The sequence below is a fragment of the Riemerella anatipestifer genome, assembly GCF_009663465.1.
In the GTDB taxonomy this organism is placed as follows: domain Bacteria; phylum Bacteroidota; class Bacteroidia; order Flavobacteriales; family Weeksellaceae; genus Riemerella; species Riemerella anatipestifer_C.
Genome location: NZ_QXHU01000002.1, coordinates 116,933 through 134,014, shown reverse-complemented (window position 1 = coordinate 134,014; position 17,082 = coordinate 116,933). Strand labels below are relative to the sequence as shown.

15 protein-coding genes are annotated in these 17,082 nt (G+C 36.0%); 6 read left to right on the top strand and 9 right to left on the bottom strand.

All coding sequences use genetic code 11. The features are described 5' to 3' along the window. Nucleotides 1–17: 17 nt before the first annotated feature. The 4 genes from D1003_RS02865 to D1003_RS02850 all read right to left on the bottom strand — a co-directional run bounded on the left by D1003_RS02865 (nucleotide 18) and on the right by D1003_RS02850 (nucleotide 2,526). The gene (locus tag D1003_RS02865; protein ID WP_153935652.1) at nucleotides 18–878 is read right to left on the bottom strand and encodes a ferric siderophore ABC transporter substrate-binding protein; all 861 of its coding nucleotides are present in this window, start codon (nucleotides 876–878) and stop codon (nucleotides 18–20) included. Between the two features lie 4 nt (nucleotides 879–882). Continuing rightward, nucleotides 883–1,281 (bottom strand): biopolymer transporter ExbD, encoded by a 399-nt coding sequence (locus tag D1003_RS02860; RefSeq protein WP_153935651.1) that lies wholly within the window; start codon nucleotides 1,279–1,281, stop codon nucleotides 883–885. Between the two features lie 16 nt (nucleotides 1,282–1,297). Beyond that, nucleotides 1,298–1,978 carry a MotA/TolQ/ExbB proton channel family protein gene (locus D1003_RS02855; protein WP_052911398.1) on the bottom strand — a complete coding sequence of 227 codons (681 nt, stop codon included), beginning with the start codon at nucleotides 1,976–1,978 and terminating at the stop codon, nucleotides 1,298–1,300. Nucleotides 1,979–2,070: 92 nt separating this feature from the next. Next, complete coding sequence (locus tag D1003_RS02850; protein WP_153935650.1) at nucleotides 2,071–2,526, bottom strand: hypothetical protein; 456 nt, start codon at nucleotides 2,524–2,526, stop codon at nucleotides 2,071–2,073. Nucleotides 2,527–2,882: 356 nt separating this feature from the next. On the opposite strand from D1003_RS02850, the gene D1003_RS02845 reads away from it, so the two are divergent. After that, nucleotides 2,883–3,692, top strand: coding sequence for an alpha/beta hydrolase (locus tag D1003_RS02845; protein WP_153935649.1), 810 nt, complete (start codon nucleotides 2,883–2,885; stop codon nucleotides 3,690–3,692). Between the two features lie 82 nt (nucleotides 3,693–3,774). Here the strand turns inward: D1003_RS02845 and D1003_RS02840 are convergent, their stop codons facing one another. The 3 genes from D1003_RS02840 to D1003_RS02830 form a co-directional block, all read right to left on the bottom strand. Next, entirely contained in the window at nucleotides 3,775–4,494 is a 720-nt protein-coding gene (locus tag D1003_RS02840; protein WP_153935648.1) for a DNA-binding domain-containing protein, read from the bottom strand. Between the two features lie 102 nt (nucleotides 4,495–4,596). Beyond that, nucleotides 4,597–6,480, bottom strand: coding sequence for a hypothetical protein (locus D1003_RS02835; RefSeq protein ID WP_153935647.1), 1,884 nt, complete (start codon nucleotides 6,478–6,480; stop codon nucleotides 4,597–4,599). A 632-nt stretch (nucleotides 6,481–7,112) separates the two neighbouring features. Beyond that, a complete protein-coding gene (locus D1003_RS02830) occupies nucleotides 7,113–9,788 on the bottom strand; it encodes a carboxypeptidase regulatory-like domain-containing protein (RefSeq protein ID WP_153935646.1) in 2,676 nt (891 codons plus the stop codon). A gap of 173 nt (nucleotides 9,789–9,961) precedes the next feature. On the opposite strand from D1003_RS02830, the gene D1003_RS02825 reads away from it, so the two are divergent. The 4 genes from D1003_RS02825 (at nucleotide 9,962) to D1003_RS02810 (ending at nucleotide 13,505) form a co-directional block, all read left to right on the top strand. After that, nucleotides 9,962–10,828, top strand: a complete 867-nt coding sequence (locus D1003_RS02825; protein WP_014937933.1) for an NAD kinase — start codon at nucleotides 9,962–9,964, stop codon at nucleotides 10,826–10,828. 55 nt (nucleotides 10,829–10,883) lie between these two features. Next, a complete protein-coding gene (fbaA, locus tag D1003_RS02820; protein ID WP_014937934.1) occupies nucleotides 10,884–11,954 on the top strand; it encodes a class II fructose-bisphosphate aldolase in 1,071 nt (356 codons plus the stop codon). Between the two features lie 115 nt (nucleotides 11,955–12,069). Next, the gene (gene accD, locus D1003_RS02815; RefSeq protein ID WP_052911401.1) at nucleotides 12,070–12,921 is read left to right on the top strand and encodes an acetyl-CoA carboxylase, carboxyltransferase subunit beta; all 852 of its coding nucleotides are present in this window, start codon (nucleotides 12,070–12,072) and stop codon (nucleotides 12,919–12,921) included. Nucleotides 12,922–12,995: 74 nt separating this feature from the next. Beyond that, nucleotides 12,996–13,505, top strand: coding sequence for a DUF6973 domain-containing protein (locus D1003_RS02810; protein ID WP_153935645.1), 510 nt, complete (start codon nucleotides 12,996–12,998; stop codon nucleotides 13,503–13,505). Between the two features lie 397 nt (nucleotides 13,506–13,902). Here D1003_RS02810 and serS read toward each other — a convergent pair whose 3' ends face one another. After that, nucleotides 13,903–15,171: a serine--tRNA ligase gene (serS, locus tag D1003_RS02805; RefSeq protein WP_153935644.1), complete on the bottom strand. Its 1,269-nt coding sequence runs from the start codon at nucleotides 15,169–15,171 to the stop codon at nucleotides 13,903–13,905. A 48-nt stretch (nucleotides 15,172–15,219) separates the two neighbouring features. Continuing rightward, nucleotides 15,220–15,723, bottom strand: coding sequence for a hypothetical protein (locus D1003_RS02800; protein ID WP_153935643.1), 504 nt, complete (start codon nucleotides 15,721–15,723; stop codon nucleotides 15,220–15,222). A gap of 74 nt (nucleotides 15,724–15,797) precedes the next feature. Here D1003_RS02800 and tilS point away from each other — a divergent pair, with 74 nt between their 5' ends. Further along, complete coding sequence (gene tilS, locus D1003_RS02795) at nucleotides 15,798–17,081, top strand: tRNA lysidine(34) synthetase TilS (RefSeq protein WP_153935642.1); 1,284 nt, start codon at nucleotides 15,798–15,800, stop codon at nucleotides 17,079–17,081. The last annotated feature ends 1 nt before the right edge of the window (nucleotide 17,082 follow it).

The window sequence follows — 17,082 nt, the reverse complement described above, 5'->3', positions numbered from 1 at the left end:
TCCCTTTTGGTTTGGCTTTAGAAAGTGATTTTGTAAGTACCAGTAGAAGAGGTGTTAGCTCTTTCGGCTTTTACATATTTCTTTACCCACTCTATGGTTGTGTTTACGGCACAAGGGTCTGTAATACCGCCACTTCGTCTAGCCGAAATTACATTGCCAGCTTTATCTACCACATAAGAAATGCTGATTGTACCTGAGGCAGAACACTGGTGAGACGGCTGTGAGCCACCACGCCCCATAGTTCCAGGTATAAAACCGATTAGCTTTCGGTCTATGCCGATTTTACTATCGCCATTACTGTCGCCACCTAATGGATCTCCTGCATTTCCAGAAGTGTTTTGGGAACTCCCTTGAGCTCCTTTATTGGTACCTCGTCCTCTGATGAGGTTGCCAATAGCCTCGTTACCTCTATCATCGCCTTGGTTGGTCGCGGTTTTATTTTGTGCAGTGGTACTACTTTTTTTAGGTGTCGTAGTTTCTTTCTTTTGGGTGTTTGTTGTGCTTTCTTTTGTAGGTTTGGGAGTTGCTTTTTCCACCTTTTCAGCACTTGTTTTGGTATTTTGCCCTGTGATAATTTTCTCCTTAACTACTTCTTTTTTGGGCTGAGGTTCTACAGGTGTAGGTTGTATTTCTTGTATTGGTGTAGGTGCTTCGGTGGCGGATAAACTGCCCTCTTGGTTTTGGGGTTCTTCAGGCTGGTTACCCTCGTTTTGGTCTCCAAAATTGATGAGCATCGTGCTTACGATTTCCTCCTTTGGAAGTTCTCTAGTAAACGAATAAAAATACAAAGCTAAGAATACCAAAAGGCTAATCAAAAATGTGATGATGGCACTTTTGATTTGGTCTTTTCTCTCAGATGTATTCATAGTTTGACTCATAAGTTTACTTTTCTTGTACGGTGGCGATAGCAATATTGTAGCGGTTTCTTTCGGCGATTTCCATCACAAAAACAACATCTTTGTGCCTTGTATTTTCGTCGGCTCTTATTGTAAAAGAAGGTTTGGTTTCGTTTTTCAATAAGGCATTAAGGGAAGCTTCTAGAGTTTCCTTATTTACAGCCTTATCGTTTACGAAATAGTCGCCTTCTGGGGAAATGGTAACCGAAACAGGGTCTTGCGTTGCAGGGGAGCCTTCTGCTGCTTGTGGTAACTTTACTTCTATAGCGCTTTGGCTAATAGCAGAGGAGGTTATCATAAAAAATATCAGCAAGAGGAAAATAATATCCGTCATAGAAGCCATACTAAACTCCGCACTTGCTCTATTTCTGCGTTTTAATTCCATAAATTAAGTTTTTAGTTTATAATGGCTTATTGATAGCATCTAGAAATTCCCCTGCATGAATTTGTATTTTAAGCACCAAACGGTCCACTTTAGTTACGAGGATATTATAGAAGAAATAAGCAGGAATACCTACAAAAAGCCCTGCGGCAGTAGTTGCCATAGCGGTATAAATGCCTGATGCTAAAAGTTTAGGGCTTACGGCTCCCGTTACATTAGAGATTTCAAAAAACGCCATAATCATACCGATTACCGTACCTAAAAAGCCTAGCATAGGAGCAGCACCAGAAGCAGAAGCTAATAAGTTGAGGTTTTTCTCAAGTTTAGACACTTCTAGGTTGCCTTGGCTTTGCATCGCATTGCTAATATCACTTATGGGGCGACCTATCCTGCTAAGTCCTTTCTCTATCATTCTAGCTTCAGGGGTGTTAGAGGTCTTGCATAAATCTATAGCCGTATCTATTTTACCTTCATAGACAAAATCTTTAATATTATTAAGGAAGTTAGGGTCGGTTTTAGCTGCTCTACGAATAAAAAAGTAGCGTTCTAGAAAAATATACAGAGCGAGTATCCCTAGTAAGAATATAGCTACCATAATCACATTAGAGATGATGCCACCTCCGAATAATATTTCCCATAGAGAAAAGACTTGTTTTTCTGTATTTGTGGTTTGAGATACCACTTGTATGCTGTCGTTCATTTTTTTAAGATTGATGTTATACTAACGAAAAAAGCCCTAAGATATTACCTAGTCTAATTTCTCAACTTGTTTGTGATGTTACGAATTATCTTTTAATCTTCTATTTCTATAGAGTCTTCCTTAAAATGGCATTTCAGTTTAAAGGAAAGCGGCTCATCAGAATTGGTGTAAAAATCTGAAACCTTGCCTTCCCATATCAGTTGTAAAACGCCTTCGTCATTAAGGCTAAACGAAAGTCGGTTATCTAGCAGCTCCGCTTCGTCATCGTCGTATAAATTGATTTCGGCGTAGAGTTCTTCTTCATTATTGATGTTGAATGTTTGCCCTTCTAAAGCCTTTGAGGCGATGGGGAAGTCCGAAATATTAAGTGCCAGTTGAGGGAAACGGTATTGTAAAGAGTCGTCTTCTATATGGTCCATATCCTCGCTGGTGATAAGCTCTACCTCTAATAAGATTTTATCGTTACTAAGAACCGATTTGCAATAGGTTTTACTGAAGTGATATTTCAGTGTTTCTTCTGGGTGATAGATTTTTAAAATCCCTTTCATTTTGATATGAAAATTAAGTCTGTTTTTTTACTGGTAGCAAAGATAATTTTTTTTGGCAGAAAATAAAGCTAAAGCAACTAAAAAACGGATTGATAATATAATACCGTATATCTAGGTTGGCTATTGGTATGTATTACGATGTTTTATATAAGGATAGGCTACTTTACCGTGTCGTATGGTACGACTTGCTAATGTCGGAACGGTGGACATTACCGTGTCGGAGGTTTCGACATTAGTAGCTATACCTTCTAATGAGCAGGTTTTAATTACGATTTAGCATCTGAAAATTACAGTTCGGGGAATTAAAATTTTAATATTTGATAAACCGATTCATATTTGCATAAAAAAGAAAAGATATGAAAACAAAATTTTTATTATTGATTTTACTCGTTGCCAAAATCATTTTCGTAAATGCTCAGATGGAAGATAAATTTTATTTTCCTCGTAAAGACCTTCGTGCAAACGAATGGACAAAGACTTCGGAGCTTAATATTGTAGTGGATAAAGATACAATTAACACTGTCTTGCTCAAAACAGAGCAGTCTCCAAAGGCAACCATTTTTCTCTTTCATGGAGCGGGAGGAAATATCTCTTATTATTATCCTATCGCTTTAAAGTTTGTTAAGGCGAATTTTCAAGTGGTAATGGTAGATTTTAGAGGTTACGGTAAATCTACAGGAACTCCTACTCATAAAAATATTGTAGAAGATGCTAAAGTAGTCTTTGAAAAGTATTTAAAAATGAAGGAAGTTAAAAAAATACCTATTCTAGTTTATGGATTATCTATTGGGACTCAAATTGCTACCCATATTACAAAAGAGAATTCAAAAAAAATTACAGGATTAATTCTTGAGGGAGGTATGTCTTCTTTCGGTGATATTGCAGGAGCTTATGCACCTCAGTACAAAGATTTTTTAGAGCGTAGTTTTGTAAACGTTTATTCTTCTAAAGAAGATATAAAAAATATTAATAAGGTTTCTGTACTTGTAATTCATAGTACAGAAGACAAAGAGGTTCCTTTTGAACAAGCTAAAGTGGTTTTTAATAACGCCAATGAACCTAAAGAATTTATGGAAATAAAGGGAGAACATATGCAAGGTATGAAGCTAGAAGGGCAAAATATTATAGGAAAGCTAAACAAAATGTTAAACAAAAATCAGAAGTAAACGTTTCTTTGAAATAAATTAGCCCACCATTTCTTTGATACTAAAAGAGGAGTGGTGGGCTTTATCGATGTTATTAAAACCATTATCCTATCACCACAGGTGTTGCTAAAATCTCGGTTCTAGGGTCTTTGAGTAGGGCGTTGCCACTACTTCTTTGCGTGGTGATGCTGAGTTCATAATTACCTGTTTCTAAATCTGCAGGCACAAGAATAAGCACCCTTGACGGCTCGTTAAGCACGATATTGTCTTTAGCCAACTTGACCTCATTTTGGGTGTCTAAGTTTTTAAATACGATGCCGTTTTTAGGGTCATTGCCGTCTATTTTAATATAAGTGCCTTTAATTTCGGCGTTTTTGCCTTTGGTAAGTGTGCCATCTGCTTTGCCTGTGGTTTTATCGGTAATACTGAACACACTCATTGGGCTGGACTGCTCGCCTAGGATTTCTACTTTGGTATCATTAGCGGCTTTTCTTAGGTCGGTGCCTTGGTTTACATTCACATAAACGGAGTGCTTCTCTTTATCCCAAGTCTTGTCGTAAAACACACCTTTGATGGCAGGACGCATATATACCAGCCCTGTATTCACACTATACCCGTTGAGTGCCAATTCCGAGGCTTTGCGGTTAAAACGAGTGATGATATCTACTGCGGTTTCGGTCTGTATCTCCATACCCTCTTTTTTGAGGGCTTCTATGATTTCTGTAATACCAAGGCTACCGCCTAGAAGTGGCACGGCTACAAAATCGTTAGGGTCATCTTTTGTGAGTAGGTTGGGACGCAACCACGCTTTTAAAGTGTTCATAGTGTATAAATTTTTGATGTTAGTGATGTTAGATGTTTATAATACTTTGTGAAGTATAAAAAAGCCCCATTGCGACACCTATCACAATGGGGAAAGATTAAACTATTTTACTAATAAAGCTTCTATCTTCTGTAAACGAGCTTCTAACTCTGCTATTTTGGCATCTTTAGCTTTTAGAGCCTTGTCTTGCTCTATGCTGTGTAGATAAAGTTCTTCTATCTTCTCCACACTGGTTAGTTGAGTTGCCATAAGGTCTATATAACCTTGTTTTTTGATAGCTTCTGCGGACTGATACCCTGGCAAATGCCCATTAGTTTTTACAAAGTCTTCTACTTGGCTTAGTGTCTTAAAGCTATAATCAGCTTTTAAGCTAGAAGTACCTGTATAATACTTTTGGAACACATAGTCTGGGAAGATAGAAGCATTAGAGCCAATAAAGCCTGTTGCCTTAACATTACCCGCAACCTCTAATTTTTCTGCTGGTGATTCAACACCAATACCTACCGCACCATCAGCAGATATTCTCATTTTTTCTGTAGGTAAAGTTAAGTTAGGATTAGTACCAAGCGTAGGACTTTGTGTTCTAAATATCAAGTTAGAGCCACCATCACCAGCTCCATTCATTTGATCTACAATCTGAGTGGTTGCATTTACTTTCTTAGTTCCATCAACAGATGTTCCATTTATAAATTGAAATACAGCCTCTTGATTTGAAGTCCAATTATGATTTCTTATAGTTACTTTATCTCCAAACGAATTCTCTCCAGCATTAGTATAGATAGCATAGTTTTTATTAACCCCTCTATCTACATTTGTGACTACCAAACCATACATTTCATCAATACTATTTATAGTAGTTGGAATATTAAAGTAAGTGCTATTACCTACTAATCTACCTATCTTACCAGTCCAAGTATCTGTTATAATTGCTTGATTATAATTGAGAATTACAGAATTTAATGTCCCTTTTGAATATTCATTTAGATGAATTCTATTTTCAGTACCAAATAACTGATTAACTTCTCCCGTCCCTCTTGGTGTTAAATAGTTATAAGCAGCTATCATATAAGGAGTCTGATTAGCTGTATAAGAAGAGGCTTGACTATAAGTACCTATTACCCTATCAGCTCTACCATCATATAGTATAGCACTAGAATAATCTCCTATCATTTGAGATATCTTCCCTTTACCATAATGTTCAGAGGCGTTAACATTAGCGTATAAAGCACTATAATTACTCGCTGTAGTAGCTGTAGTAGCAATGGTATTTCTTTGCCCAAAAATTCGGTTATATACACCTGCATCATTTTTTTCATCTACCAATAAATAATTGTGTATTAACTGTTTTTCCTTATAAAGAGGATCTACATAAGATACAGGAATTTTATCTGCATAGCCTAAATTTATATTTAATGAATTACCTAAGTTCATTGATGACAAATCTATACTTCCTGTTTCTATTTGCTGAGTTGAAGGATTGTGTTTACTATAATTTCTCAAAACCTTCGGTACATTCTTAAAAGCCCCTACTGATGAATAAGAAATATTACTTTCAATATTACCATCTATCAATTTAATATCATTATTACTCTGTTTTTGCCAAATATCATCATTATTCCCCGCTCTTCTTACCCATTCTGTACCATTGTAATAATAATATCCTTTTTCTGTAATTTTAGCTACTTTGCTATCATTACCTATATAGTCACTTATAGCACCTTTAGTTTTACTAGTATCATCTATTACATAGACCAAAGTTCCCTCCACAGGTGTTGCAATGCTCGCAACACGAGTTTTACTTAACTTAGGTGCTAAAATACCTTCATTAGTGGTTGCTGTAACATCTCCATTCTTTGCTGTAGGCTGAATATCCAAAGTAGCTTGAGGTGATGATGTATTAACCCCTACTTTCCCACTTTGTCCGTAAGCTACTAAGCCTAAACCTAAAAAGGCGAATACACTCAATTTGGTTGTTTTTGTTCTCATAATATTTAATTTTAAAAGTTGATATTTAATTGTTTAAGATTATAAGGTTAGATATTGGATTTTAGAGGTTGGAGGTTCGGTTTAAGGGTTGAGGCTGTACTAAGTTCTAACCTCTGAAACCGAACCTCTAACCTAAAAAAACGCCTTCCCCCTCTAAACACACACAAAACGAGAGGAAAGGCTAAAACAGAAAGAGCATAACGCTCCCCCTGAACACTAAAAGCACCCAACAAGAACGACCATGTTTTAAGACAAAACAATGGTGCTTTTAGTAGATATTTATGAAAGCTAAATTTAGAATGGTGTAAATACGAAAACCCGCCAACGAAAGTTGGCGGTATTATATTTATAATTAACGATAAAAGTTGAAGTAATTTTCTAGATAATACGACGCATACCCACGAAACTATTTGTGTGTGTGTGTGTATTTACGAAATTATTTGGAACAGCCAAATAATTCGGGTACTTTTTTACATTTGTTTGTATGTGGTTGGTATCGTGTGTCATAAAACTGAAGCAAACTTATTACCTTTTGCGGAAGTATGCAAGTGTTTGGATATATTTTATGCTAAAAATAAAAAAATACTACCCAAAAGTAGGGTAGTATTCTTTGTTTAAGAGGGTATAAATGTTTATTTAAAATTAAACTTTACGGTAAACATCACTTGGCTTGGTCTTATATAAACTAAACTTCTGCGGATACTGTTGTCTTGGGTACTTACAGTAACTGTTTCATAGAATTTGTTGTTGGTAATGTTAAGCCATTTTAGTTCAAAGTCTATCTTCTTTTTAGCCCAAGTATATTGGTAAGAGAGGTCGTAGAAACTGTTTCTAAAGGCACCTTCTCCCAATGTTTTATAGGTGTTGTCGTCCCAAACTAGACCTATAGTGTGGTTGTCCAGAGGATAGATATAGGCAGCTAAATTATGCGACCAGTTAGAAAACTTATAAGTGGTATCGGTCTGTGCATTTTGGTTTTTGTTCCAGCCCATAGAGATGTTGTAATCTACACTAAGCCAAGAGAAGAAGGTATTGTTAAACTTAGCACCTAAAGATTGGCTGTTATTCTTGTTATAGATGAGGTTGCTGTTGAGCATAGAAATACTCTCGGAATCACTATTTTTAAAGTTGAAAGATAGGTTAGATTTGAACTTAGGGAAATACTTTCCTATCTCTGCACTTTGTGATTGAGAGGTCGCCGTATTATCAAACTCTTTAACTTCGGAAATAAACGAGGCTGCATTTCTAGTTACAGAAGTAATGAGGTTTCTTTTAAAAGTACCATAGCTATACCTTATGTTAAAAAATAAGTTGTTAAGTGGGTTTCTATACTCTAATGTAGAACCAATGCCTTTGGAAAGATTTTCGGGCATTACATTAGATTGTGGCGCTCTGTTTACAAAGAAATCGGGCGTGTTCATCATAATTCCTTCGTAGATAGACCCAAAGTCACCAAAGCTATAGTTAAGGTTTCCGTACCCTCTAATCTTCCAAAACGAAGCAAAATCGTAGTTCATAAAGAAATTAGGCTCAAATACTGTTCGGCTAATTTCTCTGTTTCTGCCATTTCTTAGGAAATCTTTGTAGAAAATGCCATAGAAATTCACAGGAGCATTAAAGTAAATATTCAAGCGTTCGCCTTTATAGTTTGCCGAAAGTTTGGTGGAAGGTCTTAGCTCGTTCCACTGCATATTGTTTTGGTAATTGATGTTGTAAGGGAACAGCGTACTACCATTGATGCCATAAAGCTCCGACTCCATTTGGTTGAAATTGATGTCTAAACCTACCTCTGGGGTTAAAGTCCATCTTCCTGCACTAAATCCTACGGAAGCACTGTGGTTGATTTCGGTACTTTTGATGTTTAGGTTTTGTTGTAGCCTTTGATAATTTTGGCTATTGAAAAGTTTTTGAGAGTAGCTGCTAGGGCTAGATTCTAATGTTTGTCTATCATTTTTAACACTAATATAAGACATCACATTCACCAACTTTTCACCGACTGGAATAATAGAACTTAAAGAGTTTTGGAATGAGTTGGTAGGAGCATAGATATTTTGCATAGCGGCTCTACTCCCTGTGATTTCTTTTTTGTTTACATCGGCATTGCTTTCGCTCCAGAAGCTGTTCCAAGTCGTTACATTCTTAAAGAATCCTTTCTTGGCATTTTTAGTGAAGATGAGTTCTCCCTTCGCTTGATTGGTGTAGAAATGGTTAAGCCTTCTAGCACTAAAAGTTTCGGTGCCGTAAGTTACCTCTTGTAAGTCTTCTCTTTCTACAGCGTTATTAGTATAGCTGGCGTTAGCCTTTAGTTCCCATTCTTTATTTTTGAAAGGGTTGGTAAGTAAGTTAGCGGAGAAGAAATGCACATTGTTAAAGAGGTAGCGTCTTTCAGGAACATTAGGAGTTGCAGCGGTTTCTACCCCAATCCAACTTTCTTGGTCTACATTGCGTCTTACCCCTTCCCAACGATTCCCGAAGGAGAGTATTCGCCCTTCTTTTTCTACACTTTCGCCTGTGTTGTTGGCTTTGTAATTAACCACCCACTGGTTCTTTTGTCCAAAAAACATAGGCGTAAGTTTGGTATTCCATAATAAAGGGGAAGTCCCACCGCCTACCTCGCCTCTACCAGTCATGGTAACTTTATTTTTAAGTTTGATGTTGATGGCAGCTTTCTCCGAAGGTACTTTGTCTTGTAGAATCTTGACAGGTTGGTGGTTTTCCATTACTTCTACCTTTTGTACGGCGTCTTTTGGGAGGGCGTTGTTTATAGTTCCGTAGCCACCTTCCATAAGGTCTTTACCGTTTACATAAAACTTATTGATGGCTTCGCCTTGGTAGAGTACAGTACCATCTTTATTAACTTCTATGCCTGGTATCTTTTTAAGAACATCGGCTAGAGTACGGTCGTTTTTACTTTCAAAGGCTTTTAAATCGTAAGAAATAGTGTCGCCTTTTTTGGTAATCATTCTCGTTTTTAGTTTTACCTCCTTTATTTCCGTAGCTTGTGGAGAAAGACTGAAATTGAGCGTCTGGCTTTTATTAGCAATTTCTTTGACTTGAGTTTGATGATTAAATGCCTTTACAGTAAGCTTTACCTTGTCTGTGGTAGAATTTATAGTTACTTTATAACCTCCTTTGCTATCCGATAACGCATAGGTAAGAATGGCATTTTTGCCTATTTCTTCTACAGTAACACTGGCACTAGGAACCGGCTGCCCTTCTGTATTGGTAATTTTACCAGAGATACTGGTTTGAGCCCAAAGTACGGCACTGAAAAACAGGAATAGGAATAATGAATGAACTCTAATCATTGGTATATAGTTTATAAATTGTTAACCTAATAAGTTGTAATTATCTAAATTTTGTTACAAGTATAAGATAAAAAGTTTAAACTGTAACCAAAACGCCTTATTTTTATAGGAATCATTAAAAAAATAATTGTATTTTTGGAGGGTCAAATTTAGTTTAATCTAGAAAATCATCTATGAAAGCGGCCATTTACTCCCAAAAGAAAGATTTAGATACATTTCTTTATTTGAGTAAGTTTATTTCAGAGTTAGAAAAACGAGGAGTAGAGTCTGTGTTGCACGAAGGTTTATCAATAGATTTGGCTTTTTCTAAAAACTTTAGAACTTTTAATGATAAGGAAAGCCTGAAGAATGCAGGAGTAGATTTATTCTTCAGTTTTGGTGGCGATGGTACCATTCTTAATGCTCTTATCTTTATACAAGACCTAGAAATTCCCGTGATTGGTGTAAATACAGGGCGTTTGGGCTTTCTAGCTTGTTTCTCAAAAGAGGAGATTTTCCTCAATATAGATAAAATCCTAAAAGGAGAAATGTTAATCAGTCGCAGGTCTGTGATAGAAGTTTCTACTAAAGGCACGGCTATAGATTTCCCTTATGCTCTAAACGATTTGAGTATCACAAGGAAAGAAACTACCTCTATGATTACGATAGATACTCATATCAATGATGAGTTTCTTACTGTATTTTGGGGTGATGGGTTAGTGGTTTCTACGCCTACAGGTTCTACGGCTTATAATTTGAGTTGTGGTGGACCTATTATTTCACCAAGGGCAGATAATTTTGTACTTACACCTATTGCACCGCATAACCTCAATGTGCGACCTATTATCCTTAAAGATGATGTGGAAATAAAGCTCACAGTGGAAAGTAGAGTGCCAGAGTTTTTGTTTTCTTTAGATTCTAGGCTTTATAATGTAGGTATAGATGATGAAATTATAGTGAAGAAAGCCAATTTTGAAGTGTCACTAATGATGACGAAAAGCATCAATTTCTATGAAACACTTCGCCAGAAGCTATTGTGGGGAAAAGATAAAAGAAACTAACAAGTTAAAAAGTAATTAAAAATAAATCAGTAATTAAAAGTAAAAACATTACACTATGAGTAAACTTTTTCCGGCAGGAGTTGCCACAGGTTCAATGGTTAGCGAGATTTTTCAGTACGCTAAAGAAAATAAATTTGCTTTACCAGCGGTTAATGTTATTGGTTCTAGTAACATCAACGCCACTATGGAGACAGCGGCTAAGCTTAATGCACCCGTAATCATTCAGTTTTCTAATGGTGGTGCGGTGTATAACGCAGGTAAAGGTCTTAGTAATGACGGACAAAAAGCGGCTATCTTAGGGGCAGTAGCAGGTGCTAAACATATCCATACTTTGGCAGAGGCTTACGGTGCTACAGTTATTCTTCATACAGACCACTGTGCTAAGAAGTTATTACCTTGGATAGATGGTCTATTAGATGCAGGAGAGGCGTTTTATAAAGCCAATGGTAAGTCGCTTTACTCTTCTCATATGTTAGACCTTTCTGAAGAAACATTAGAGGAAAACTTAGAAATATCAGCTAAGTATTTCGAAAGAATGGCTAAAATGGATATGACACTAGAGGTAGAAATAGGCGTTACAGGAGGAGAAGAAGATGGGGTAGATAATACTGATGTAGATAACTCTAAACTATACACTCAGCCAGAAGATGTGGCTTATACTTATGAAATCTTAAAGCAAATTTCTGACAAGTTCACTATCGCAGCAGCATTTGGTAACGTACACGGTGTGTATAAGCCAGGTAATGTGAAATTAACCCCAGAGATTTTATTGAACTCACAGAAATATGTACAAGAGAAATTCGGTACAGTAGAAAAGCCAATCAACTTCGTATTCCACGGAGGGTCTGGGTCTTCCTTAGAAGAAATAAGAGAGGCGATAGACTATGGGGTTATCAAAATGAATATTGATACAGACCTTCAGTTCGCTTACACCGAAGGTATTAGAGATTATATGCTAAACAAAGTGGAGTATCTAAGAACTCAAATAGGAAACCCAGAGGGCGATGATGCTCCTAACAAGAAATTCTACGACCCTAGAGTTTGGCTAAGAAAAGGAGAAGAAACTTTCAGAAGCCGTCTAGAACAGGCATTCGAAGATTTAAACAATGTTAATACATTGAAATAAAAAAATCTTGTATTTTTGCAACATCAGTTTTACCGTGTAGAGGTGCAAATGATATAGTTAAATACACATTTCTACACGGTGCTATGAAATTAAACTTAATTTAAACAAAACGCTTATGGCATTTGATTGGTTCAGAAGAAAAGCTAAAAATATTACAACTTCTACAGAGGAAAAAAAGGACATTCCTAAAGGGCTTTGGCACAAAACACCCACAGGAAAAATTATAGAATATGATGAGCTTAAAGCCAATCAGTTTGTATCTCCAGAAGATGGTTTCCACGTAAGGATAGGAAGTAAAGAGTATTACGATATTCTTTTTGATGAAGGTAAATTTAAAGAGTTAGACGCTAAGGTAGAAAGTGTGGATATTCTTAAATTTAAAGACACCAAACCTTATACCGACCGCCTTAAAGAAGCCAAAGCTAAAACTAAACTTAACGACTCTATCCGAAACGCAGTAGGTAAAGTAAACGCTACAGAAATGGTGGTTTCTTGTATGGATTTCGCCTTTATTGGAGGGTCTTTAGGTTCTGTAATGGGGGAGAAAATTACCCGAGCGATAGATTATGCTATCAAGAACAAACTTCCATACGTGCTTATTTGCCAGTCGGGAGGTGCAAGAATGCAAGAGGCAGCACACTCTCTGATGCAAATGGCGAAGGTACAAGCCAAACTTGTGCATCTTTCGGAAGCAGGATTGCCTTACATTGCTTATCTTACCGACCCTACTTTTGGTGGGATTACAGCTTCGTTTGCGATGACGGCAGATGTGATTATGGCAGAACCAGGAGCGCTAATTGGTTTTGCTGGACCTAGAGTTATCAGAGAAACCATAGGGAGAGATTTGCCAGAGGGGTTCCAAACTTCGGAATTTTTGAAAGAAAAAGGTTTTGTAGATTTCATAGTAAATAGAAAGGAAGCAAAAGTGCTAATTTCTAAAACCGTGAATCTCCTAATGAATAAATAGAATTAGATTTTATATTTTTGATAAACCTCGTTAACTTTTCAAAAATTAACGGGGTTTTTATATTTAAAGATTTTATGAAAACAACATTAGTATTTTTTAATACTTTTAAGCAATTGTCTTTACAAAAAATGTTACAGGTATTAGGGCTGTTTATAAGGCAACCGGTGTTTTTTGTTTTGGCTGTCTATGCCAGTTTTAAGGCATACAGAATTGCCCAAAAGAAATATCCTACCACCGCAGGTACTAATGGTAAAGGGAATGCCTTTCGCCACGCCTTTTGGAATTGTTTGGTGCTAATGTATTGTTGTAAAGTATCTTCTCCACAGAAGGCTTTGGCGTTTTGTGAAACTTTTACCAATCTGCACGAAGAACTCTTCCCTAACCAGCCACTAGAAAAAGCAATGGATTTGCACAATAATGAAGTGGGTAGAAATTATTTTATGAGTTTACTGCAGGGCATTCATCGTCAGTTTTTTGAAACTTCTTTTTTTGTAGAAGAATTGAAAGTTAAAGCTAATAATGCAAAGCTAATAACGAAATTAGATGAGGACTTTGGAGAAGGGTTGGTCTATTTGGAGGAATAGACCTCTGAAAATAAATTTTCCCAAAAAACTTGCATACTTCCGCAAAAGGTGATAAGCTGTGCGTTTATAAGGATTTTCATTAAAAATATTACCCAAATATCGCCTTCACACTAAAAAAATAATAGGATGAAAAATGGAGAAATATTTTGAAATTGTAACAGAGCTTTTTAATTTAGGTGATTCTATATTTCTTGTGTGAACCCACCTCTACCAAAAATAAAAAACTTTGAAATTTTTCAACTTATACAATTTAGAGAAGTATATCGCCTTAAGCAATAATCTATATACCTTAAGCCTGACAACACTAAAACACTATTTATGTATTTATTTAACTCATTAAAAAACTAGGTTACCCTTTAATAAAAATAACCTAGCTTAATTTCTAATCTGCTAATATTTATATACTCTCAAATCTTGTATATGCTCTTAGTTTTTCTGGAATTTTAATACCTTCTTCCGTTTGGTTGTTCTCTAAAAGAGCCGCCATTACTCTAGGTAAGGCCATCGCAGAACCATTTAATGTATGTACTAACTGAGGTTTATCATCTCCTGATTTATATCTACATTTTAATCTATTAGCTTGGAAATTCTCAAAATTAGATACCGAAGATACCTCCAACCATCTCTGCTGAGCCGCACTCCAAACCTCAAAATCGTAAGTAAGCGCAGAAGTAAAGCCCATATCACCACCGCATAAACGCAAAATTCTAAATGGCAATCCCAAATCTTCTAAAATAGACTTTACATGAGACACCATCTCATCTAGTGCTGCGTAAGAGTTTTCTGGCTTTTCTAGTCTTACTACCTCTACCTTTTCAAACTGATGAAGTCGGTTAAGTCCTCTCACATCAGCACCATAGCTTCCTGCTTCTCTTCTATAGCATTGAGAGAATGCGGTATTCTTTATAGGAAGTTTTTTCTCCTCCAAAATCACATCTCTATAAATATTGGTTACAGGCACTTCCGCTGTAGGAATAAGGTATAAATTATCCTCATTTACAAAATACATTTGTCCTTCTTTATCAGGAAGTTGCCCTGTGCCATAACCCGATGCTTCATTTACTACATGTGGTGGGTTTACTTCTAGGTAACCTGCATCGGTATTTTTATCAAGAAAAAACTGCACTAATGCTCTTTGTAGCCTAGCTCCTTTACCTAAATAAACAGGAAAACCTGCCCCTGCTATCTTTACACCCAATTCAAAATCAATTAGATTGTATTTTTTAGCAAGTTCCCAGTGTGGCAAAGCCTCTGTTCCCATCTCAAAAGTATCACAAGACTGATACACCACCTCATTATCGTCTGCCGAACTACCCGCTTTTACAATATCTGCTGGTATATTTGGGATTTGATAAAGAATATTCAGTAGAGACTCCTCTTTTTCTTTTAACAACTGTTGCAAATCCTGTGATTTCTGCTTAAACTCTCCTGTTTTAGTTTTAGCCTCCTCTGCTTCTTGCTTCTTCCCTTCCTTCATTAGAAGACCTATCTCTTTGGATATTTTATTCATTTGAGCTAGATTTTCATCTAACTCATACTGTATTTTCTTTCTTTCGTCATCAGTCGCTATTGCCTCATCTACAAGGTCTAGCCCCTTAAAATTTCTCTTTTTAAGCCCTTCTAAAACACGGCTTTTTTGCTCTCTTAAAAACTGAACTTGTAACATTGATATTTATTTAAAATAAGGAGTTTATATATTCCACAAAAGTAAGCATTATTTTACGATTGTAATAACATTACTCGTCTGACTTTGCTTAGAAAAAACTTGATTATTATTCCAAAAAATTTCCTTTACTTGAAAAAGACTTGGCTGCCAAGAGTAAATAACTCTCATCGTATCTATTTCTAAAGATGAAGTTGAATCCGTTAGTTTTCTCTGCCAATTAAACGCAATATCCGATTGATAGTACTTTAAACTAGAAGACACCGAATCCTTCAAATTTCTAGTTGCTCCAGAAATGTATTGAATATAGTAAATAGAATCTACACCCATCTTCCTAGAAAAACCAGAGGATAGATTAACCGAACTATACGCACCTCCCAAATCACTCAAAGTGAAACTAGCTCTATTTTGAGAAGTATTGGTATTAAGCAAATCTCTACCCGAAGTATCTTTTACAAAAATATCTATCGTTTGGTCTATATACTGTACCTCAGCATCTTCCTTCCTACAAGAAAATACCAACAGTAAAGTTATTAAAATGGTGTATCTTTTCATCCTCACAAATATACTAAGTTTTAGCGGATTTAGACTTACTTCTTCACTACCTAATTTTCTTGTATCTTTGGACTATGATTTCTGTGGATTTATTTAAAACCAAACTAAAGGAGCTACTACCTAGCTACGATAAACATCAATTTCTATTAGCGGTAAGTGGCGGAGCAGATTCTATGGCATTGGCTCATCTGATGACTCAAATAGATGCTAAAATAGAAATTGCTCACATCAACTATAAGTTGCGAGGTGAAGATTCGGATAAAGACGCTGCATTAGTCCAAGAGTTCTGCGAGAAGCATTATATTCCGTTTCATTGTTACATTGTTTCGGAAAAAGACCAAAAACCTTCGGGGTCTATTCAGCTATGGGCAAGAGAGCTTAGGTATCAGTTCTTTAGAAATATTATGAAAACTAGAAATCTGAGCTACCTCGTAACTGCTCACCACTTAAACGACCAGCTAGAAACCTTTATCATCAATCTTTCTAGAGGTAGTGGTATCAAAGGATTAGCGGGTATTCCTAATAACGAAAACGAAATTTTACGCCCTCTACTAGATTTTAGCAAAGAGGAAATCTATCATTTTGCAGAAGCACATTCAATAGCGTTTAGAGAAGATAAATCTAACCAAAAACAAGATTATCTTAGAAACAAGATAAGACATTCCGTAGTTCCAAATCTAGAAGAAATCAATCCTAATTTTTTGGATAATTTTAGAAAGAGTATTGATTTTTTATCTAAAGCTAAATCCTTTATAAATCAACAAATCAAAGACAAAATAAAAGAAATTTCAATAAGCACTGAAAGTGAAACTATTATAGACCGACACGCTTTAGAAAAGGAATCTGACTTTATTCAGTTTGAGATACTCAATAAATTTGGATTTAGCAATAAAGCGGAAATTAGTAAGATGTTTACGGCTGAAACTGGGAAATCGTTTTATTCCAACGAATACCGATGCCTCATCAATAGAGAACAACTTATTATTAGTAAAAAGGAGTCTCTTTCAAATAATGATGAAGAAATCACGCTCCCTAACAACAAGGAAATAAACTTAAACCAATGGATAACCTACAAAAAAAAAGAGATTTTAGAATGGAACTTTGATGCAGAACAAATTTCTTTACCTCTAAAATTAAGGCATAAAGAGTCTGGCGACTTCTTTTATCCAAAAGGAATGATAGGGAGAAAAAAGGTTTCTAAATTTTTTAAAGACGAAAAATTGTCTATTTTAGCAAAATCAAAAATTTGGTTGCTGTGTGATAACGAAAATCGTGTTTTAGGCATTATACCTTTGAGACAAGACGGCAGATTTGCCTCTAACGACAAAACAGAAAAAAACATCAAAATTATTTTATAAT